The organism is Williamsia phyllosphaerae (genome assembly GCF_014635305.1).
Taxonomy (GTDB): Bacteria; Actinomycetota; Actinomycetes; order Mycobacteriales; family Mycobacteriaceae; genus Williamsia_A; species Williamsia_A phyllosphaerae.
Genome location: NZ_BMCS01000001.1, coordinates 2,572,844 through 2,592,973, shown reverse-complemented (window position 1 = coordinate 2,592,973; position 20,130 = coordinate 2,572,844). Strand labels below are relative to the sequence as shown.

19 protein-coding genes are annotated in these 20,130 nt (G+C 68.4%); 9 read left to right on the top strand and 10 right to left on the bottom strand.

Features of this window, described 5'->3' with window-relative positions; translation table 11 throughout:
• Positions 1–69: 69 nt before the first annotated feature.
• A complete protein-coding gene (gene ilvN / locus IEV93_RS12115) occupies positions 70–573 on the bottom strand; it encodes an acetolactate synthase small subunit (protein WP_188489949.1) in 504 nt (167 codons plus the stop codon).
• Positions 570–2,447 carry an acetolactate synthase large subunit gene (locus IEV93_RS12110; RefSeq protein WP_229705161.1) on the bottom strand — a complete coding sequence of 626 codons (1,878 nt, stop codon included), beginning with the start codon at positions 2,445–2,447 and terminating at the stop codon, positions 570–572. Before IEV93_RS12110 ends, ilvN begins: the two co-directional genes overlap by 4 nt.
• 313 nt (positions 2,448–2,760) lie before the next feature.
• On the opposite strand from IEV93_RS12110, the gene IEV93_RS12105 reads away from it, so the two are divergent.
• Complete coding sequence (locus tag IEV93_RS12105) at positions 2,761–3,183, top strand: PH domain-containing protein (RefSeq protein ID WP_188489947.1); 423 nt, start codon at positions 2,761–2,763, stop codon at positions 3,181–3,183.
• Between the two features lie 96 nt (positions 3,184–3,279).
• Positions 3,280–5,127: a dihydroxy-acid dehydratase gene (gene ilvD / locus IEV93_RS12100; protein ID WP_188489946.1), complete on the top strand. Its 1,848-nt coding sequence runs from the start codon at positions 3,280–3,282 to the stop codon at positions 5,125–5,127.
• A gap of 88 nt (positions 5,128–5,215) precedes the next feature.
• Here the strand turns inward: ilvD and IEV93_RS12095 are convergent, their stop codons facing one another.
• Positions 5,216–6,577 carry an LLM class flavin-dependent oxidoreductase gene (locus tag IEV93_RS12095; RefSeq protein ID WP_188489945.1) on the bottom strand — a complete coding sequence of 454 codons (1,362 nt, stop codon included), beginning with the start codon at positions 6,575–6,577 and terminating at the stop codon, positions 5,216–5,218.
• Positions 6,578–6,654: 77 nt separating this feature from the next.
• Positions 6,655–7,023 carry a winged helix-turn-helix transcriptional regulator gene (locus tag IEV93_RS12090; RefSeq protein WP_229705062.1) on the bottom strand — a complete coding sequence of 123 codons (369 nt, stop codon included), beginning with the start codon at positions 7,021–7,023 and terminating at the stop codon, positions 6,655–6,657.
• A 102-nt stretch (positions 7,024–7,125) separates the two neighbouring features.
• On the opposite strand from IEV93_RS12090, the gene IEV93_RS12085 reads away from it, so the two are divergent.
• A complete protein-coding gene (locus IEV93_RS12085; RefSeq protein WP_188489944.1) occupies positions 7,126–8,136 on the top strand; it encodes a zinc-binding alcohol dehydrogenase family protein in 1,011 nt (336 codons plus the stop codon).
• 38 nt (positions 8,137–8,174) lie between these two features.
• Positions 8,175–8,996, top strand: a complete 822-nt coding sequence (locus IEV93_RS12080; protein WP_188489943.1) for a crotonase/enoyl-CoA hydratase family protein — start codon at positions 8,175–8,177, stop codon at positions 8,994–8,996.
• Between the two features lie 13 nt (positions 8,997–9,009).
• On the opposite strand, the gene IEV93_RS12075 is transcribed toward IEV93_RS12080, so the two are convergent.
• Entirely contained in the window at positions 9,010–9,702 is a 693-nt protein-coding gene (locus IEV93_RS12075; protein WP_188489942.1) for a hypothetical protein, read from the bottom strand.
• 20 nt (positions 9,703–9,722) lie between these two features.
• Positions 9,723–10,949, bottom strand: a complete 1,227-nt coding sequence (locus IEV93_RS12070; RefSeq protein ID WP_229705061.1) for a DoxX family protein — start codon at positions 10,947–10,949, stop codon at positions 9,723–9,725.
• 91 nt (positions 10,950–11,040) lie between these two features.
• Here IEV93_RS12070 and IEV93_RS12065 point away from each other — a divergent pair, with 91 nt between their 5' ends.
• Positions 11,041–12,183: a PQQ-dependent sugar dehydrogenase gene (locus IEV93_RS12065; protein ID WP_188489940.1), complete on the top strand. Its 1,143-nt coding sequence runs from the start codon at positions 11,041–11,043 to the stop codon at positions 12,181–12,183.
• Positions 12,184–12,204: 21 nt separating this feature from the next.
• Here the strand turns inward: IEV93_RS12065 and gatB are convergent, their stop codons facing one another.
• Positions 12,205–13,707, bottom strand: coding sequence for an Asp-tRNA(Asn)/Glu-tRNA(Gln) amidotransferase subunit GatB (gatB, locus tag IEV93_RS12060; protein ID WP_188489939.1), 1,503 nt, complete (start codon positions 13,705–13,707; stop codon positions 12,205–12,207).
• A 147-nt stretch (positions 13,708–13,854) separates the two neighbouring features.
• On the opposite strand from gatB, the gene IEV93_RS12055 reads away from it, so the two are divergent.
• Positions 13,855–14,067 carry a PspC domain-containing protein gene (locus tag IEV93_RS12055; RefSeq protein ID WP_188489938.1) on the top strand — a complete coding sequence of 71 codons (213 nt, stop codon included), beginning with the start codon at positions 13,855–13,857 and terminating at the stop codon, positions 14,065–14,067.
• A gap of 12 nt (positions 14,068–14,079) precedes the next feature.
• Here IEV93_RS12055 and IEV93_RS12050 read toward each other — a convergent pair whose 3' ends face one another.
• Positions 14,080–15,111: a 6-phosphofructokinase gene (locus IEV93_RS12050; RefSeq protein ID WP_188489937.1), complete on the bottom strand. Its 1,032-nt coding sequence runs from the start codon at positions 15,109–15,111 to the stop codon at positions 14,080–14,082.
• 149 nt (positions 15,112–15,260) lie between these two features.
• Here IEV93_RS12050 and IEV93_RS12045 point away from each other — a divergent pair, with 149 nt between their 5' ends.
• The 3 genes from IEV93_RS12045 to IEV93_RS12035 all read left to right on the top strand — a co-directional run bounded on the left by IEV93_RS12045 (position 15,261) and on the right by IEV93_RS12035 (position 18,090).
• On the top strand, positions 15,261–16,106 hold the full coding sequence (locus IEV93_RS12045) for a hypothetical protein (protein WP_188489936.1): 846 nt from the start codon (positions 15,261–15,263) through the stop codon (positions 16,104–16,106).
• Between the two features lie 140 nt (positions 16,107–16,246).
• On the top strand, positions 16,247–17,338 hold the full coding sequence (locus IEV93_RS12040) for an NAD(P)H-dependent amine dehydrogenase family protein (RefSeq protein WP_188489935.1): 1,092 nt from the start codon (positions 16,247–16,249) through the stop codon (positions 17,336–17,338).
• Between the two features lie 14 nt (positions 17,339–17,352).
• The gene (locus IEV93_RS12035) at positions 17,353–18,090 is read left to right on the top strand and encodes an SDR family oxidoreductase (RefSeq protein WP_188489934.1); all 738 of its coding nucleotides are present in this window, start codon (positions 17,353–17,355) and stop codon (positions 18,088–18,090) included.
• Between the two features lie 28 nt (positions 18,091–18,118).
• On the opposite strand, the gene IEV93_RS12030 is transcribed toward IEV93_RS12035, so the two are convergent.
• The gene (locus IEV93_RS12030; RefSeq protein WP_188489932.1) at positions 18,119–18,769 is read right to left on the bottom strand and encodes a response regulator; all 651 of its coding nucleotides are present in this window, start codon (positions 18,767–18,769) and stop codon (positions 18,119–18,121) included.
• A gap of 5 nt (positions 18,770–18,774) precedes the next feature.
• The gene (locus IEV93_RS12025; RefSeq protein ID WP_188489930.1) at positions 18,775–20,004 is read right to left on the bottom strand and encodes a sensor histidine kinase; all 1,230 of its coding nucleotides are present in this window, start codon (positions 20,002–20,004) and stop codon (positions 18,775–18,777) included.
• Between the last annotated feature and the right edge of the window lie 126 nt (positions 20,005–20,130).

Genomic DNA, 20,130 nt, shown 5'->3' with positions numbered 1-20,130 from the left:
CGACTGCCACTTATGACTCTCCTTCGGTTTCGATCTTCATTGATCTCACTTGTACTGGGTTTCGTTGTCTCAGCGGGTCGCCGAGATGGATTTCGGTCCGCGTCCGAGCGCCACCGCGCCGGACTGCGCGATCTCGCGGATGCCGTAGGGATCGAGCATCCGCAGGAGCGCCTCGAGCTTGTCCGACGTACCGGTCGCCTCGATGGTGACCGATTCGGTGGACACGTCGATCACCTTGGCACGGAACAGATCGACGACGCCGATGACGTCGGCGCGTGTCGAGGCATCGGCGCGCACCTTGATCATCATCAGCTCGCGCGACACCGAGGCGTCGGGATCCTGCTCGACGATCTTGATGACGTTGATCAGTTTGTTGAGCTGCTTGGTGACCTGCTCGAGGGGGAAGTCCTGCACCGAGACCAGGATGGTCATGCGCGAGACGCCCTTGAGTTCGGTGGGGCCGACCGCGAGCGACTCGATGTTGAACCCGCGACGCGAGAACAACGACGAGACGCGCGCGAGGACGCCGGGGCGGTCCTCGACGAGGACCGACAGGGTGTGCGTGGTCCTCATTCCGCTGTACCTCCGGTGGTCGGCGTGGCCGGGTCCATGACGGCGTGGATGTCGATCGGCTCGGCGGCCGACTCGTCGTCGTCGAACAGCGGACGAATCCCCTTGGCCGCCATGATCTCGTCGTTGCCGGTACCCGCGGCGACCATCGGCCACACCTGCGCGTCGGCACCGACGATGAAGTCGACCACGACCGGACGATCGTTGATCGCACGGGCCTGCGCGATGATGTCGTCGACGTCCTCCTCACGCTCACAACGGAACGCGGCACAGCCGAGGGCCTCGGCGAGCTTGACGAAGTCCGGGATGCGGTGCGAGTGGGTCGCGAGATCGGTACTGGAGTAACGCTTGTCGTAGAAGAGCGTCTGCCACTGACGGACCATGCCCAGGTTGCCGTTGTTGATCAGGGCGACCTTGATCGGGATGCCCTCGATCGCACAGGTGGCCAACTCCTGGTTGGTCATCTGGAAGCAACCGTCGCCGTCGATGGCCCACACCTCGGTGTCCGGGGCGGCGATCTTGGCGCCCATCGCCGCGGGAACCGCGTACCCCATCGTGCCGAGCCCACCGGAGTTCAACCACGTACGCGGCTTCTCGTAGGAGATGAACTGCGCGGCCCACATCTGGTGCTGGCCGACGCCTGCGCAGTAGACCGCGTCGGGTCCGGCGGCCTTGCCGACCGAGGAGATGACGAACTCCGGCGACATCGCGCCGTCGGAGGGACGGTCATAGCTGAGCGGGTACGTACGACGGATGCCGTCGAGGTAGGTCCACCACTGCGAGATGTCGACCGAGCCGTCGCTGGTCGCACGCTCGTCGCGCAGGGCCTCGATCAGCTCGACGATGACCGCGCGGCAGTCACCGACGATCGGCACGTCGGCGAACCGGTTCTTGCCGATCTCGGCCGGATCGATGTCGGCGTGGATGACCTTGGCGTCCGGGGCGAACGAGTCGAGCTGACCGGTCACCCGGTCGTCGAAACGCGCGCCGAGGGTGATGAGCAGATCGCTGCGCTGCAACGCCGCGACCGCCGCGACCGTGCCGTGCATACCCGGCATGCCGAGGTGCAGGTTGTGGCTGTCGGGGAACGCGCCGCGAGCCATCAGGGTCGTGACGACCGGGATCCCGGTCAGCTCGGCCAGCTCCAGCAGCTCCGCCGAGGCCTCGGCCTTGATGACGCCGCCACCGACGTAGAGCACCGGATTGTGCGCGGCGTTGATCAGGCGGGCGGCCTCGCGGACCTGCTTGCCGTGCGGCTTGGTGACCGGGCGGTATCCGGGCAGGTCGATCTGCGGCGGCCACGAGAAGGTGGTCTGCGCCTGCAGGACGTCCTTGGGGATGTCGACCAGGACCGCTCCGGGACGACCGCTCTCGGCGAGGTAGAACGCCTCGGCCATCGTCTGCGCGATGTCGGCACCGTTGGTGACCAGGAAGTTGTGCTTGGTCACCGGCATGGTGATGCCGGTGATGTCGGCCTCCTGGAAGGCGTCGGTACCGATGAGCGCGCGACCGACCTGACCGGTGATCGCGACGACCGGGACCGAGTCCATCTGCGCGTCGGCGAGCGGGGTGATGAGGTTGGTCGCACCCGGACCGGACGTCGCCATGCAGACGCCGGCACGGCCGGTGATCTGGGCGTATCCGGTGGCGGCGTGACCGGCACCCTGCTCGTGACGGACGAGGATGTGTCGGACCTTCTTGGAGTCGAGCAGCGGGTCGTACACGGGCAGGATGCACCCGCCCGGGAGACCGAAGACGACCTCCACACCGAGTTCCTCGAGCGATCGGACGACGGCCTGGGCGCCACTCACGCGCTCAGGGGCCACCGTTGCCGCACCGACGGTGCGGGGGCGGGCCGATAAAGGTGTCGGAGCCACGCGACCCGACGGCGTGGAGCCGTCCTGGGAGCGTGCTGCTGGTGCGCTCACTGCAGTTTCCTCTGCTGGTCATTGGTTAGAAGGACAACAAAAAACCCCCGTCAGCTTCTCAGCTGTACGAGGGTGGCGCGTCGATGCTTGGTGAGGTTCTCGTGGCAAAAACCCGGTCAGGCGTTGACGCGCCGGCCGAGTACGAGAATTTCACTGTGCTTCACATCTGCAAAGGTAGGTCTGAGCAGCATGTCCAGTCAACTCACCTCCGAAGAGCATCCCACGATGTGGGACTTCGCTGTCCGGATGCCACAATGACGAGATGCCCGAGAGCGACCAGCCGACGCCCGCCCCCGTCGAGTTGCCCATCCAGTTCCGCATCCAGCCGATGGCGTACTTTGGCGTCTTCATGATGATGGTGACCGCGGTGATCCTCGCCGGTGCCTCACTGACCTACCTCGGCTGGACGCTGGTGTTGCCCGTGCTCGGCGGTTACTGGATGTACCGCATCCGCACCGTGGTCACCGTCAACGGCCTGCGTGCGGTGGGCACCGTGCGCACCAGGGAGATCCCCTGGGATCAGCTCAGCGGTCTGTCCTTCCCCCGCTGGGGCGCGGTCCGCGCGGTCACCACCGACTCGTCGCGGGTACGCCTGCCGGCAATCGCGTTTCGCGACCTACCCCTGCTCTCCGCCGCGAGCGCGGGACGGATCCCCGACCCGTACGCCGCGCGCAGCACCGACTGATCGGCCTCGTCGAGCGGGAGTACGCTGGCCGGCGCAGATGCGTAGTCGGGACGCTGCCCGCCCGCTGCGCGACCCACCAGTCGATCGAGGTACACCATGCCGCCGTTGAGGTCTCGGACCACCACTCACGGACGCAACGCATCCGGAGCACGATCCCTGTGGCGCGCCACCGGGATGACCGACGAGGACTTCGGCAAACCCATTGTGGCCATTGCCAACTCGTACACTCAGTTCGTGCCGGGTCACGTGCACCTCAAGAACGTCGGCGAGATCGTGGCCGAGGCGGTCCGCGCCGCGGGCGGCGTCCCGCGTGAGTTCCACACCATCGCCGTCGACGACGGCATCGCGATGGGACACGACGGGATGCTGTACTCACTGCCCAGCCGCGAGATCATCTCGGACTCGGTGGAGTACATGGTCAACGCCCACACCGCCGACGCGCTGGTGTGTATCTCCAACTGCGACAAGATCACTCCCGGGATGCTCAACGCCGCGATGCGCCTGAACGTCCCCACGGTCTTCGTCTCGGGCGGACCGATGGAGGCGGGCAAGTCCGTCGTCGTCGGCGACGTGGTGCACCCGTCGTCCGATCTCATCACCACGATCTCGGCGTCGGCCAACGACGCGGTCGACGACGAGGCCCTCAAGGCCGTCGAGGAAGCCGCCTGCCCGACCTGCGGTTCGTGCTCGGGCATGTTCACCGCCAACTCGATGAACTGCCTCACCGAGGCACTCGGACTCGCCCTGCCCGGCAACGGCTCCACCCTCGCCACCCACGAGGCCCGTCGCGCGCTGTTCAGTCGGGCCGGCACGGTCATCGTCGACGCCGCCACCCGGTTCTACCGTGACGACGACGAGTCGGTCCTGCCGCGCAGCATCGCCACCTCGGCGGCGTTCCGCAACGCGATGGCGCTCGACGTCGCCATGGGCGGCTCGACCAACACGGTCCTGCACGTCCTCGCCGCGGCGCAGGAAGGTGAGGTCGCCGACTTCGACCTCGACGTCATCGACGAGATCAGCCGATCGGTCGCGTGCCTGTCGAAGGTCGCCCCGAACTCGGATTACCACATGGAGGACGTGCACCGGGCAGGCGGAATCCCGGCCATCCTCGGTGAACTGCGTCGCGCGAACCTGCTCGACGACACCACCAGCACGGTGCACTCACCGACCATGGCCCAGTTCCTCGACGACTGGGACATCCGAAGTGGCCGCGCCCTCGACGAGGCGTTCGAGCTGTTCCACGCCGCCCCCGGCGGGGTCCGCACCACCACCCCGTTCTCCACCGCGAACCGCTGGAAATCGCTCGACACCGATGCCGCCGAGGGCTGCATCCGGGATCTCGCGCACGCCTACACGGCCGAGGGCGGGCTCTGCGTGCTCCGCGGCAACATCGCCGAAGACGGCGCGGTCCTCAAGACGGCGGGTATCGACGAGGAACTGTGGCATTTCGAGGGTCCCGCGCGCGTCGTCGAGAGCCAGGACGAGGCCGTGCAGGTGATCCTCAGCAAGACCATCCAGGCCGGTGAGGTCCTGGTGGTCCGCTACGAGGGACCCGCAGGCGGGCCGGGGATGCAGGAGATGCTGCACCCGACCGCGTTCATGAAGGGCACCGGCATGGGCAAGAAATGCGCGCTGGTGACCGACGGGCGCTTCTCCGGCGGCTCGTCGGGGCTGTCGGTCGGGCACGTCTCCCCGGAGGCCGCCGCGGGCGGGGTCATCGGTCTCGTCGAGGACGGCGACCCCATCCTCATCGACGTGAAGACACGGCAGCTGAAGGTCCTCGTCGACGACGAGGTGCTGCTCGAACGTCGCGCCAAGATGGAGGCCTCCGAGCGGCCGTGGCAGCCGCGGGCCGAGCGCGAGCGCAAGGTCACCACCGCGCTGCGCGCCTACGCCAAGCTCGCCACCTCCGCCGACAAGGGCGCCGTCCGCCGGGTCGACTGAGATCTCATCAGGTCCTACCGACTGAGATCGTCCGTCTGTGGGGTCGCCGTGGACGTATAGCCCACGGCGGTCCTGTATTCGGACGATCTCAGCGTCCGACGGCGACCAACCGGGCACCCGGGTCGTCAAAGGTCACCGGCGACAGGTCGAGGTGCTCGCGCAGGGTGTCGGTGGTGTACTCGGTGCGGAACAGGCCGCGCCGCTGCAGTTCCGGCACCACGTAGTCGACGAAGTCGTCGAACGTACCCGGCGACTGCGCGGCCGAGAGGATGTACCCGTCGGCCTCTCCCCCGGTGAACCCCGCCTCGATCTCGTCGGCCACATCGCTTGCCGTGCCGACGAACTGAGGTAGCAGGACACCCTGCGCGTACAGCTTGCCGATGTCGCGCAGCGTGAGACTGTCCCGCTCACTCAACCGGCGGGCCACGTCGAACAGACCCTGCGTGCCACTGACCTCGATGTCCTCGACCGGCGCGTCGAGATCGTAGGTCGAGAAGTCGTGGTTGGTGTGCACCGAGAGCGTGATGAGTCCCGAGATGGGGTCGGCCAGTTCGTTGTGGAACGCCTGCTTCTCGCGGGCGATCGACTCGGTCTCACCGATGAACGGGATGAAGGACGGCAGGATCTTGACGTCCTCGGGTCGGCGACCGTAGTTCACCGCACGCGACTTCACGTCGTCGTAGTAGGCGCGGCGACCCTCCGGGGTGGGGTCGATCTCGAAGATCGCCTCGGCCCATTGGGCGGCGAAATCCTTGCCCCTGTCCGACGATCCGGCCTGGATCAGGACCGGTCGGCCCTGCGGCGAGCGGGGCACGTTCAGCGGCCCCTGCACCCGGAAGTACTCACCGTCGTGGTCGATGGCGTGAACCTTGTCGGGATCGGCGAACACGCCGCCCACCTTGTCCTGGACCAGGGCGTCGGAATCCCAGCTGGACCACAGTGCCAGCGCCGTCTCCACGAACTCCTGGGCGCGTACGTACCGCTCGTCGTGCGCGAGGTGCTCGGCGGCTCCGAAGTTGACGGCCTCGGCCGACGACAGCGAGGTGACGATGTTCCAGGCGACCCGACCGCGCGAGAGGTGATCGAGGCTCGCGAAGATGCGGGCGACCTCGTAGGGGTGGAAGTACGTGGTCGACTTGGTTATCGCGACACCGAGCTTGGTGGTCACGGCGGCGATGCTCGCGGCGACCAGGGACGGATCCAGCGTCGCGCTCGCCTGCGTACCCCGACTCAGCGACACGTCGATGCCGGTGCCGTAGTTCGTGGGGGTGGCCAGCAGGTCGGCGAAGAAGATGAAGTCGAACTTCCCGCGCTCGAGCGTGCGGGCGACGCGGTGGTAGTACTCCGCGGACAAGAAGTTCGGGTCCGAGGCGGGGTGGCGCCAGGCGGCGTGTGAATGCGTTACGTGCGAGGCGATCTGGAAGCCGCCCAGGTGGAGTTGACGAGGCATGACAGCAGTTCTACGGATCCGCACCCGGCTCGACAACGCTTGCGATCACCGCGGTCGCAACGGTGGGCGAAGCGACATCAGGCCCCCAGCGGTGCGGGCGCGACGAACCGCGGGAGATTCGTCTCCACCCAGGTCCGCAATGCCGCCAACGGAACACAGGCATCCTGGCCGAGCTCGGTGAGCTCGTACTCGACGTGTAACGGGACGGCCGGGATCACGGTCCGCGTCAGCAACTCGTGCCGTTCCAGGCGGCGCAACGCCGCGGTGAGCACCTTGGGACTGATCCCGTCCAGCCGAGTCCGGATCTCACCGAACCGCATCGGACCGTCCTCGAGCGCGCCGAGTATCAACGCGCTCCACTTGTCGGCCAGCAGGTCGAGCATCGGACGACATGGGCAACTCGCCGAGTAGGCGTCGCCGAAGTGTGGTTCCACGGTCGTGGGCATCAGGTCCTCTGTTCTCGTCGAAAGGCCTCTGAACTGTATCGGTTCCCCTCGGATACCAATAACCCTTGCGGGTAACCACGGCCGTAGATTTACCGTGGGGGCATGAACGCACCCACGACCACCCACGCCATCGCCTCCCTGCGCCCGGGACCTGCCGACGCCGCCGATTCCTTCGTCGAGGTCGAGGTCCCGATCGGTGATATCCGGCCGCACGACCTGCTCGTCGAGGTTCGCGCGGTGTCGGTGAACCCGGTCGACCACAAGGTCCGCTCGTCGTTCGACGCCGACGACTCTCCCAAGATCCTCGGGTTCGACGCGGCGGGAACGGTTGTCGCCGTCGGCGATTCGGTGAGCCGGTTCGCCGTCGGCGACGAGGTCTTCTACGCCGGGGTTATCAACCGGTCCGGGAGCAACGCCGCGTATCAGCTCGTCGACGAGCACATCGTGGCCGCCAAGCCCACCTCGCTGTCGTTCGGTGACGCCGCCGCCCTGCCACTCACCGGCATCACCGCGTGGGAGACCCTCTTCGATCGACTGCGTCTGACGTCGGCGAGCGACGGCGTACTGCTCGTCGTCGGCGGCGCGGGCGGGGTCGGCTCGATGATCATCCAGTTGGCCCGTGCACTCACATCGGTCACCGTGATCGCGACCGCGAGCCGACCCGAATCATCGCAGTGGGCAACCGATCTCGGTGCCCACCACATCGTCGACCCGAAGGAGTTGGGGACCGCGGTACCGGCCATCGCCCCCGACGGTGTCGACCACATCTTCTCGCCCTACTCGGCAGGCAACGTCGAGACCTACGCCGCGATCATGGGCGTGGGCGGTGCGGTCGTGGCCATCGACGAGCCCGAGGGGCTCGACCTGCTTCCGCTGAAGTCCAAGAGCCAGACCTGGCACTGGGAGTTGATGTTCAGCCGCCCGCTGTACACACCGACCGACGACAGCCAGCACCGTCTGCTGACCGAGATCGCCCGACTCGTCGACGCGGGCACCATCCGGTCCACCGCGACGACCACCCTGTCCCCCATCGGTGTCGACACGCTGCGCGAGGCCCACACGCGGTCGGAGTCCGGGACGGTCGTGGGCAAGATCGTGATCGTCGCGGAGTAGGGCGCCGGACCCACCGAGGGGATCGATAGGCTGCCGGGATGACCGAGTGGAACGCATTCACCATCGACATCACCGACCACGTCGCCCAGGTGACGTTGATCGGGCCCGGCAAGGGCAACGCCATGGGTCGCGACTTCTGGCGTGAGCTGCCGTTGATCTTCGCCGAGCTCGACGGCGATCCGCAGGTGCGCGCGGTCGTGCTCGCCGCGGCGGGCAAGCACTTCTCGTTCGGTCTGGACCTCGCCGAGATGGGTGGAGACTTCCTGCCGTTGATGGCTGACCGCGCCCTGGCCGGCCCGCGCTCCCGGTTCCACACCACGGTGAAATCAATGCAGGCTGCGGTCACCGCCGTCGCCGACAGTCGCGTCCCGGTCGTGGCGGCCGTGCAGGGCTGGTGCATCGGCGGTGGCGTCGACCTCATCGCCGCCGCCGACATCCGCTACGCCGCCGCAGACGCCAAGTTCAGCGTCCGCGAGGCGAAGATCGGGATCGTGGCCGACATCGGTTCGCTGCAACGACTCCCGACCATCATCGGCGACGGTCACCTCCGCGAGCTGGCCTACACCGGCAAGGACATCGACGCCGCACGCGCCGCGAAGATCAATCTGGTCAACGAGGTGTTCGACGACGCCGAGGCCGCGGTGGCCGCGGCACATCGCACCGCGCGGGAGATCGCCGCGAATCCCCCGCTGGTGGTGCAGGGCGTCAAGGACGTGCTCGACCGTGAGCGCGTGGGCATCGTCGCCGACGGTCTGCGTTATGTCGCCGCGTGGAACGCGGCGTTCCTGCCGTCCGAGGATCTCACCGAGGGCATCAGCGCGGTCTTCGAGAAGCGGCCGCCGAACTTCACCGGGGAGTGACCCCGGCCGTCGCTCAGGCCTCGAGTTCGCCGGCCACGCCGCGCTCGATCTGCGCGTAGGCCACCACCGGGAGCGACACCAGCCCGTCGAGCTCTTCGCGGGCCCTGCGGTAGGCGCTCTGCCGTTCCTGCGGCGTCGACGCGGAGTCCATCGCCATCCGCAGCAGGCTCTGCGCCCGGGTCAGCCGATGCTGTTCGGCGTCGCTGAAATCACCCTGACGACGACGTTTCGCCTCGGACTCGGCGACATCGAACGCGACGCCGTAGTCGTGCACGGCGCCGCGGTAGGTGTTTTGGGCGATGCGATTGCCGACGAGATCGCTTGCGGTGTCGGGCCGCAGCGAGTCCGCGCCGCGCTTGGCCCGGTGGAACGCGGTCGTCAGCGGATCGCGCATGTCGGTCATCATCGGGAACTCGAGCAGGTTGAGCACGTCGGTCTCGTAGGCGAACCACCGCCGATCGACCTCGTCGTGCTCGGCGAGCACCTTCGACATCGCCCGCGTCTCGGCCTCACGATCCACACGTTGCTCGCCCCGCGCCTCGGCCGCGGCGATCTTCGCCTGCTGCTTGAGGCGAAAGCGCTCCTGGCGACGGTCGACACGCCGCGCGTTGGCTGCGCCGACCGCACGGAACCCACCGAATATCGCTCCGCTGAACGGGAACACCAACCACCAGTAGTTCCCGATGACGTCCCCGATGGCGTTCATGACCGCACCATCACCTCACGCTACTGAACGGGAGGGTTACCGGGTGACTGGAAGGGGTTGGTCCCGTTGAACACGATCCAGATGGCCACGGGTGCCGCGATACCCACCACCAGCCACGCCACCGACCCGATGTAGGGCCGCGTCGACCAACCGCGTCCGAAGTCGAGGGCGATCCGGCCCGGTCCGACCAGGATGATGACCGCTGCGGCGATACCGAGGAAGACCTCGTACTCGATACCCGGACCGTTCTGGCCTGCGGCGAAGAACCACACGCCGCCCGCCAGGGTCGCCTTGTAGGTCGCCGCGATGATCATCACGCCCAGGACCGCCGACCCGGCGATCGGCGTCAGCAGACCCAGCACGAGCATCAGACCGCCCAGCGACTCCGACAGCGCACCGACGATGGCCAGCGGTTTGGCGGCGTCGCCACCGAACCCGATGTCGGGGTTGGGCGAGTTGAGCAGGAAGTCCTCGAATCCGCTGAGTCGCGGTCCGTTCCACCATCCGAAGAGCTTCTGCGCACCGTGGGCCATCGCGATCAGACCGACCGCCACACGCAGCACGAGCAGGCCGAGGTCGGTGGTGCCGCGACGCCCCGCCTTGGTCGCCTCGGCGAGTTCGTCGGCGACGAGGGTCGGATCGGCTCGCTTGCGTCGACGGGAGAACCGCCCACCCGACTCTGACTCGAGTCCACGTGTCTCGTCGTCGAAGTCGTCGTCACGGAAGTCGTCGCGCGTCTGGCCGGCCCGCGGGGCGAACACCTGGGTGTCGGTGTCGTCGTCGTAGGTGTCGGTGTCCATGTAGGCGCGCCGGTTGTGCTCGCGGTGGAAGTCGTCGCGGTCGACCGCCGGGATGGCCGCCGTCTTCGGGGCGGGATCGGACTTCCCGGTGTCGGACTTCGCGGTGTCGGACGTCGCCCTGTCGGACTTGGCGGTGTCGGAGCCGCCCTGCGCAGGCAGCGCGGTGGTCTCCGCCGGTGCGTCGTCGTCTCCCCAGTAGGGACGCTCGCCCGAGGCCCGTTCACCGGCCGACGCCGTGAGGTGACCGGGCTCGCCGTCGGCGATCGACCCGCGGACCGTCTCCGCCGACGAGTCGTCGCGATCGCCGCGGCGGTACGGCTGATAGCCGTAGACACCGGTGTCGGCGTCGGCCGGACCCGGCGGATCCTGCGGGACGCGGAACGTCTCGGTCGGCTCGTCGTAGGGACTCGACCCCTGGGGCCGCTGGTCACGATCTCGTTCACTCACGCGCATCACCCTATGCGGAGAATCCCGCCTCGTAGCGCTGCGCGAGGCCAGCGCGCCGGGTGTGTTCGGGAGTCATCAGTAGGCTGGGCGCATGTTCGACGCCGCGCGCCGTTTCCGCGTCACCGCCGTGGCGCTGGCCGCGACCTCCCTCATGCTCGTCGGGGCAGGGTGCGCCGACTTCGGCGACGAGGATCGAGCGCGGTCAGCGGGTGATTTCTCCCCGAACAGCCTGACACCGGTCATCCCCACCCCCGCCCCGCCGTCGAGCCCGTCGAACAACCCCGACCAGCCGCCACCGACCGGTCCCTGCGTCGATCCCGACCCCGCCGTCATCGCGACCTGCCTCGGCGCGACCAGCGCGGTCACCGCCGGCGACGCCCAGGGCGAGTCGACGGTCGTCGCCGAACGCACCACCGGCCAGATCATCTCCACCCGACGCAACGGCCCCCGACGCATCGTCGGCACCGTCCCTGTCGACGCCGACTCCGACGGCGGCCTGATGGACTTCGCCCCCTCGCCGACCTTCGAGCAGGACCAGCTGATCTACGCCTACATCTCCACCGCGTCGGACAACCGCGTCGTGCGCATCGCCCCCGGCGACACCCCGAAGCCGATCCTCACCGGGATACCGAAGGGTGCGACCGGCAACGTCGGGTCCATCCATTTCAAGTCACCGACCGAACTCATCGTCGCCACCGGCGACGCCGGCGATCCGGCCGCGGCGGCGAATCCGTCGTCACTCGCGGGCAAGCTGCTCTCGGTGACCGCGTTGAACAGCGGCAGCACCGCCCCGCCACGAGTGTTGGCCTCCGGGCTGGGTGCCAACGCGGTCATCTGTTCCGACGCGGCCGACGGCAGCCTCTACCTCACCGACCGTGCGCCCACCGAGGACCGCCTGCAGATCATCGACACCACCGGCACCCTGCGGCCGCTGTGGACGTGGCCCGACCGCCCCGGCATCTCGGGGTGTGCCGCGGCGAACGGCAGTGTCGTGATCTCGACCGCCCGCACGCAGCGCGTCGAGATGTTGAGCGCGCCGACCCGCGAGCGACCGACCGTCGAGCCGCCGGTCGTCGTCCTGGAGAAGCGCTACGGAGCCTTCGGCCGGATGGCCGCCTCGGCGTCGGGTGTCTTCCAGGTCGGCACGATCAACAAGCAGGTGGGCCGGCCGGGACCGACCGATGACCGCGTCGTGCGGTTCATGCCACCCAACGCCTCACAGAGTCGGCTCTAGGGTGGTCGGGCTCTAGGGTCCTCAGCTGCAGGACGCGAGGACCAGTTCCTTCACCCGCGCCGGATCGGCCTGCCCGCGAGTCGCCTTCATGACGTCGCCGACGATCTTGCCGGCCGCGGCGACCTTGCCCGAACGGATCTTCTCGGCGATGTCGGGGTTCGCGGCCAGGGCCTCGTCGACCGCCTTCTGCAGTGCCGAGTCGTCACGGACGACCTCGAGCCCACGGTCGGCGACGATCGCCTCCGGCTCACCCTCGCCGTCGAGCACGGCGACGATGACCTGCTGGGCCAGTTTGTTGGTGAGCTTGCCCGCCTCGACCAGGGCGATGACCGACGCCACCTGAGCAGGCGTGATCGGCAGGTCGGCCAACTCCACCTCCCGCGTGTTGGCCTGCTGCGCAAGGAAACTGACCCACCAGCTGCGCGACGCCTCGGCCGGGGCGCCGGCGTCGACGGTCGCGATGATCAGGTCGACGGCACCGACGTTCATCAGGTCACGCATCACCTCGTCGGAGACGCCCCACTCCTGTTGGATCCGCGCGCGACGCAGCCACGGCATCTCCGGCATCGTGGTCGCCAACTGCTCGATCCACGCCGGATCCGGTTGCACCGGGGCCAGATCGGGCTCGGGGAAGTAGCGGTAGTCCTCGGCGGTCTCCTTGCGACGACCCGCCAGCGTCGTGCCGTCGGACTCCTGGAAGTGCCGGGTCTCCTGGATGATCTCGCCGCCGGCCCGCAGGATGGCGGCCTGCCTGCGCATCTCGTGGCGGACCGCGACCTCCACACTGCGCAGCGAGTTCACGTTCTTCGTCTCGGTGCGCGTTCCGAACTCGGTCGCGTCCTTGGCCATCAGCGACACGTTGGCGTCACAGCGCAGCGAACCCTGGTCCATGCGCACGTCGGACACGTCGAGCGCCTTGAGCAGGTCGCGGAGCGCGGTGACGTAGGCCCGGGCGACCTCGGGGGCACGTGCCCCGGTCCCCTCGATCGGCCGGGTCACGATCTCGACGAGGGGGACGCCCGCGCGGTTGTAGTCGAGCAGCGAATGGCTCGCGCCGTGGATACGGCCGGCACCGCCGATGTGCAGCGACTTGCCGGTGTCCTCCTCCATGTGGGCACGCTCGATCTCGATCCGCCACGGCGTGCCGTCGGCGAGGACGACGTCGAGGTGACCGTCGTAGACGATCGGTTCGTCGTACTGGGAGATCTGGTAGTTCTTCGGCTGATCGGGATAGAAGTAGTTCTTGCGCGCGAACTGGCTGGACGGACGGACCGTGCAGTTCAACGCGAGCCCGATGCGGATGGCCGACTCGACGGCGGCGGCGTTGACGACCGGCAGCGACCCGGGTAGTCCGATGCACACCGGGCAGACCTGGGTGTTGGGCTCGGCCCCGAACTCGGTCGGGCAGCCGCAGAACATCTTGGTCGCGGTACCCAACTCGACGTGCACCTCGAGGCCCAGGACCGGGTTGAACTCGGCGATGACGTCGTCGTAGTCGATCAGGTCGGCGGTCGGAGCAGTCATGCACACCAGTTTATGCCGGGGGTGATCGTGGAGCGGCCCGGCACTCCCCGGCCCGATTCCAGGGTCGAGATCAGGGCGATCACCGATGCCGCCCGACGGGCGGATCTCTACCGTCGGTGGTCCACCCCCCCGACCCCAGGAGCCCTCATGTCCTACAACTCACCCGTCCCGTCCGGCCGATCTCCCCGACTGCGCCGGTCGCGCACCCAATCGTGGTTCGGTGGCGTGTGCGGCGGTATCGCCGAGCGCTTCGGCCTGAGCGCCGGACTGGTCCGGTTGCTGTTCGTCCTGTCGATCGTGCTGCCGGGACCGCAGTTCCTCGTCTACCTCGCGTTGTGGATCGTCATCCCGCGCGACTGATCACGCCGACGCTCATCCGAAGATGACGCGGATCTCCTGATACTGGTCCTGCGGGACGGTCTTGTGGTTCGCCAGGGCCTCGCCGAAGTCGACCCGGACGATGGCCGTCCCACGCAGCGCCACCATGTGGCCCCAGTGCTTGTCGGCGACGAGGTCCGTCACCGCCATCCCGAGTCGGGTCGCGAGGACGCGGTCGAAACCGGTCGGGGATCCACCCCGCTGAATGTGCCCGAGCACCGTCGACCGGGTCTCGATGCCCGTGCGTTCCTCGATCAACGGGGCCAGCACCTCCGCGATCCCGCCCAGGCGCGGCCGGTTGAACCCGTCGACGCCCTTGGTGGAATGCGCCTGGTCCATCTCCGGGAGGGTGAAGCCCTCGGCGACGACCACCATGGGCGAACGTCCGCGGTTCTTGACGCTGGTGACCCACGCGCAGATCTGGTTGAGGCTCTCGGGTTGTTCGGGGATGAGGATCGCGTGGGCACCGCCGGCGATGCCCGAGTACAGCGCGATCCACCCCGCGTGGCGACCCATCACCTCCAGCACCATGCAGCGCTTGTGCGAGTTGCCGGTGGTGCGGAGACGGTCGATGGCCTCGGTGGCGATCTCGACGGCGGTGTCGAATCCGAACGTGTAGTCGGTGGCGTCGAGGTCGTTGTCGATGGTCTTCGGAACACCCACGATGTTGATGCCGTCCTCGAACAACCGCTTGGACGCCGACGCCGTGCCCTCACCACCGATCGCGATCACGCCGTCGATGCCCAGCTCGTCGAGGACCTTCTTGATGTTCTCGGCGCCGCCACGGGGCTCGCTGTACGGTCCGATCCGGCTGGTGCCGAGGATGGTTCCGCCCTCACGGGCGAGGCCGCGCACCGAACTGCGGTCGAGCGGCATCACGTCACCCTCGATGAGGCCACGCCACCCGTCGAGGAACCCGACGAACTCCTGTCCGTACACCGTCTCGCCCTTGAGGACGGCACCGCGGATGACGGCGTTCAGGCCGGGGCAGTCGCCGCCGGAGGTGAGAATGCCGAACTTGCCCACGTGATCGGGTCCCTTCGCAACGTCTGATCTCTGCTGTGCTCGCGGTCCGTGCGCCTATCAATGTAGGTAAAGCGACGCCCACCCGCCCGCCGACCTCACACAGATGCCACGGCGAGACGGGTATCGATACCACCGGTAACGTTGTTGGGATGGGGATGAAGAGATCGGACGCGGCACGAGCGGCGATCGGTCGACTCCTGGTCACGGTCATCATCGTGGCCGCCGGGCTCATCGTCACCTCCGTGCTGACCACCTCCTCGGCGGCGACGATGTCGGTCCGCTCGGCGTCGGGAGCGTCCGGGAGCAGCACCCCCACCCAGATCGACGCGGCCGTCCGACTCGGTGACGACACACCGGCCGGCGCGGCCATCGCCGCACTCACCGGGCCCGACCCGGAGCGCGCCCTGGCCCTGATCCCGTCCGGCTTCGCCACGACGATGGGATACCGACCCGTCGTCGACCTGGGTGTGCCCGCGAACCCCGGCGGCGGATGCTCGTCCCCGATCGCACTGCCCGCGGCCTTCGACGGGCCCTGCAAGACCCACGACCTCGGTTACGACCTGCTGCGCTACAGCGCGGACACCGATCAACCGCTGGGGCAGTGGGCACGGCGGGCGCTCGACTCGCAGCTGGTGCGCCGCATGCACGGGAGCTGCCCCGCCGACAGCTGTTGGGCCGCAGCCGACATCGCCGCCGCCGGCGTCAAGGCCAACTCGGAGCGACAGGCCGACGGTGTGCCGCGCAGCGAGACACGCACGCAGGTGTTCACCTCGGTGATCCGGTGGCTCTGGCAGCCGGTGGTGCACGCCGCGGAGTTCCTGGGCTCGGCGTCGGGTCGTGCGGGCGTGGCCACCCTGATCGCGGTGATCGCGGTGCACCTGCGCCGTCGGTCCCGACCGGTGTTCACCGACGGCTGGCCCACCGTCTGGGCCGTGCTGCGCCGGACCTCGATACGTTTCCCCACGCCGTGGGCGCGTCCCGAACCCGGGCGCTGACCGCTACGCCGCGCGGTCACTCCCCCTCTCTCCCACCACGTTCTCCCACGCCCTCTTCTGCCGTTCCCTCTTGACCGATCAGCTGTCTGGACTAGTGTCTGGTCCAGAGTACAGCCGTCCGGTCGTCGCGAGGAGAAGCCATGCCCATCCGGGTCGCCCACGTCGGTACCGGCAATGTCGGCCGGTTGGCCCTGCGGCAACTCATCGACGACCCGCGTTTCGAGGTCGTCGCCGTCGGCGTGCACACCCCGGAGAAGGTCGGTCGGGACGCCGGTGAACTCGCCGGACTCGAGGTGACCACCGGGATCCGCGCGGTCAGCGGGATCGATGCGGTGCTGGCGAGTGAACCCGAGTGCGTCGTCTACTGCGCCATGGGTGACACCCGCATGGGCGAGGCCACGAAGGACTGTCTCGCCGTTCTCGAGGCCGGCGTCGACCTGGTCGGGTCGGCCCCGGTCACCATGCAGTATCCGTGGGAGATCATGCCCGACAAGCTGATCGAGCGCATCGAGAACGCCGGGCGGGCAGGCGGCGCCAGCATGTACATCACCGGTGTCGATCCGGGCTTCGCCACCGACCTCATCCCCCTCGCCCTGGCGAGCACCTGCCAGAACGTCACCCAGATCACGTGCATGGAGATCGCCGACTACGCCACCTACGACGGCGCCGAGGTCATCTTCGACGTGATGGGCTTCGGCAGTCCGGTCGACGATCCCCCGCTGTTCCTGCAACCGGGTGTGCTCAGCCTGGCGTGGGGATCGGCGATCCGGATGCTCGCCGACGGACTCGGCATCACCGTCGACGACATCGTCGACGAGAACGAGAGGGAGCCCGCGCCCGAGGATTTCGACGTCTCGGCCGGACACATCGCCGCGGGCACCACCGCCGCGGTGCGTTTCCGCATCAGCGGGATGGTCGGAGGCCACGCCGCGATCGTGGTCGAGCACGTGACCCGACTCCGTGACGATCTGCGGCCGGACTGGGCACAGTCGGCACAGCCGGGCGGTTCCTATCGGGTGGAGATCACCGGCGAACCGTCCTACGTCGTCGACATATGCCCCACGAGCGTGCACGGCGACCACAACCACGCGGCGATCGTCGCGGCCGCCGGCCGCATCGTCAACGCGATACCCGCGGTGATCGCGGCCGCACCCGGTCTACGGACCACACTCGACCTGCCCCTGGTCACCAGCCGCGGTGTCTACCGCGCGCCGGCCGACGTGAACAAGTGAGGAACGAAGAAGTCATGGGACGTGTAGACGGCAAAGTGATCCTGATCAGCGGAGGTGCCCGCGGCATGGGCGCTGCGCACGCCCGCGCGCTGGTCGCCGAGGGCGCCTCGGTGGTGCTCGGCGACATCCTCGACGACGAGGGGGCCGCCCTGGCGTCCGACATCGGCGACGCCGCCCGCTACGTCCATCTCGACGTGACGCAGCCCGAGCAGTGGAGCGCGGCGGTGTCGGCGGCGACGGAGACCTTCGGGTCGCTGACCGGATTGATCAACAACGCCGGGATCGTCAACGGCTCGACGCTGCAGAAGTTCCGGCTCGACAAGTGGCAGCAGATCCTCGACGTCAACCTCACCGGGACCTTCCTCGGGATGCAGGCGGCCGCCGACCCGATCATCGCCGCGGGCGGTGGATCGATCATCAACGTGTCGTCGGTGGAAGGACTCCAGGGCAGCCCGTGGGCCCATGGCTACGTCGCCTCGAAATGGGCGGTACGCGGCATCACCAAGTCCGCGGCACTGGAACTCGCGCCGCACAAGGTGCGGGTCAACTCGGTGCACCCCGGCCTCATCCGCACGCCGATGACCGAGACCATCCCCGACGGGATGGTGAAGATCCCGCTGCGGCGATCGGCGGAGGCGGCGGAGGTCGCCGCCATGATCGTGTTCCTGATCAGCGACGAGTCGTCCTACTCCACGGGGTCGGAGTTCATCGTCGACGGCGGCATGACGGCCGGGGTCGACCCCACCATCTGAGGCAGGCCGGCCGGTCGCCGGATCGGCGTCAGCGCACACCGTTCTCGTAGGCGAAGACGACCGCCTGCGCACGGTCGCGCAGGCCCAGCTTGGCGAGCACATTGCTGACGTGTGTCTTGACCGTCTGCTCGGTGACGAACAGCGCCGTGGCGATCTCGGCGTTCGACTTGGCCTCGGCGACCTGTTCGAGGACCTCACGCTCCCGGGCGGTCAACTGCGCGAGTACGGCCGAGCCTCCGGCCCGCGGCCGACGGCGACCGGTCACCTCCGCGATCAGCCGACGCGTCACCGACGGCGCCAGCAGAGCATCCCCGGCCGCGACGACCCGGACCGCACGGACCAGTTCATCGGCGGGGGCGTCCTTGAGCATGAATCCCGACGCCCCGATGCGCAGGGCCTCGTAGACGTAGTCGTCGATGTCGAAGGTGGTGAGCATCAACACCTTCGGGGCGGTGGTGGTGTCGGCGAGAACCGCCCGGGCGGCGGTGAGGCCGTCCATGTGCGGCATGCGGACGTCCATGAGCACCACGTCGGGACGCAGCCGGCGGATGCCCGCGACGGCAGCCTCGCCGTCGGCCGCGTCGCCGATGACCGAGATGTCGGACTGCGCGGCCAGCAACGCCCCGAAACCCTGACGGACCATCGCCTGGTCGTCGGCGATGAACACCGTGGTCGACATCCGGCTCAGCCCATCGCCGCGTCGGCGACCGGCAACCGCATGGGCAGCATCGCCGACACCCGGAACGCCCCCACACCGTCCGGACCGGCGACCAGGACCCCGCCGACGGCCTCGGCACGTTCGCTCATGCCGGGGATACCGTGCCCGCCCGACGACTCCTTCTCATCGACGTCGGCCAGGAGGTTCACCACCGTCACCCGGACCGACGACTCGTCGATCGCGATCTCGACGTCGATCCGCGCGCCGGGGGCGTGCCGCGTCGCGTTCGCCAGGCACTCCTGCGCGATGCGATACGCGGTGAGGCCGACGACCTCGTTCACCGTCTCCGGCGCGGCCCCGATCCATCGGAGGTCGACGGTTATGCCCGCGCCGCGCGTCGCGGCGACGATGTCGGCGATCTCGGCCACCCCGGGGTTGGGTGCCTGGGTGCTCACCTCCCCGTCCACGCGGAGGACACCGAGCATCTGCCGTACCTCGTCGAGCGCCTCGCGCGCCATCACCGCGATCGACTGGAACTCGGCGTCGGCGGCCGGGGTGACGCCGTCGACGCGGAATCTCGCGGTCTGCGCGGCCACGACGACCACCGACATCCGATGCGCGACAACGTCGTGCAGGTCTCGGGCGATTCGGGCGCGTTCAGCCAGCACGGCGGTCCGCGACGCCGCGACGTCCTTGAGTTCGGTCTCGTGTGCGAGCTCGCGCCGCGAACGCAGCAGCACCCGCAGCAGCCAGCAGGTCACGAAGAGCATCGTGAGACCGACCACCCAGCCGAGCGCCGTGTCCGACGGCGCGGCCACCACGAACACCGCGCAGGTGCACAACCAGTACAGCGGGATCCAGCGGATCGGCCCCCGCAGCGTCACCATCGCCGCCAGGACCAGCATCTCGATGATGTGAACGACCTGAACCGTCCACATCCACTCGTGGACCCGATCGAACAGCGCCCCGATGAGCAGTGCCGAGATGAGTGAGATCCCCCATCCCAGCATGGGATTGGCCCACGCCAGCATGACCGGGAACGCTGCGAGGGCGGCGACGACCGGCAGCAGGATCCCGATGACCGAGTGCGTCAGCGGCAGGGTCGGCCAGGCGATGGAGAACATGATGAGCGCGACCACGGTGAACGCGATGTTCACGCGGCGCCCGATGAACGCGAGCACGGTCGGGTCGGCCGCCAGTGGCAGCGCCCGCACCTGCGTACCGATCGTGTCCCGTGTCCTGCGCCAGATCCTCACACCGACAAACGTAGAGCCACGCACCCACCGTTGTCCTCATACCTGAGAGGGAGACCCGGTAGCCCTCCGGTGGCGGTGCCAGGCATGCGACGTGCCTCTTCGGAACCGGCGCGGACACCACTTCTC

Coding starts and splice junctions, on each gene's coding strand:
- IEV93_RS12085 (WP_188489944.1), top strand. CDS start 7,126: ATGAACGCACCCACGACCACCCACGCCATCGCCTCCCTGCGCCCGGGA.
- IEV93_RS12055 (WP_188489938.1), top strand. CDS start 13,855: ATGTCCTACAACTCACCCGTCCCGTCCGGCCGATCTCCCCGACTGCGC.
- IEV93_RS12090 (WP_229705062.1), bottom strand. CDS start 7,023: ATGCCCACGACCGTGGAACCACACTTCGGCGACGCCTACTCGGCGAGT.
- IEV93_RS12040 (WP_188489935.1), top strand. CDS start 16,247: ATGCCCATCCGGGTCGCCCACGTCGGTACCGGCAATGTCGGCCGGTTG.
- IEV93_RS12075 (WP_188489942.1), bottom strand. CDS start 9,702: ATGAACGCCATCGGGGACGTCATCGGGAACTACTGGTGGTTGGTGTTC.
- ilvN (WP_188489949.1), bottom strand. CDS start 573: ATGAGGACCACGCACACCCTGTCGGTCCTCGTCGAGGACCGCCCCGGC.
- IEV93_RS12035 (WP_188489934.1), top strand. CDS start 17,353: ATGGGACGTGTAGACGGCAAAGTGATCCTGATCAGCGGAGGTGCCCGC.
- IEV93_RS12095 (WP_188489945.1), bottom strand. CDS start 6,577: ATGCCTCGTCAACTCCACCTGGGCGGCTTCCAGATCGCCTCGCACGTA.
- IEV93_RS12045 (WP_188489936.1), top strand. CDS start 15,261: ATGGGGATGAAGAGATCGGACGCGGCACGAGCGGCGATCGGTCGACTC.
- gatB (WP_188489939.1), bottom strand. CDS start 13,707: ATGACTGCTCCGACCGCCGACCTGATCGACTACGACGACGTCATCGCC.
- IEV93_RS12105 (WP_188489947.1), top strand. CDS start 2,761: ATGCCCGAGAGCGACCAGCCGACGCCCGCCCCCGTCGAGTTGCCCATC.
- IEV93_RS12030 (WP_188489932.1), bottom strand. CDS start 18,769: ATGTCGACCACGGTGTTCATCGCCGACGACCAGGCGATGGTCCGTCAG.
- ilvD (WP_188489946.1), top strand. CDS start 3,280: ATGCCGCCGTTGAGGTCTCGGACCACCACTCACGGACGCAACGCATCC.
- IEV93_RS12065 (WP_188489940.1), top strand. CDS start 11,041: ATGTTCGACGCCGCGCGCCGTTTCCGCGTCACCGCCGTGGCGCTGGCC.
- IEV93_RS12080 (WP_188489943.1), top strand. CDS start 8,175: ATGACCGAGTGGAACGCATTCACCATCGACATCACCGACCACGTCGCC.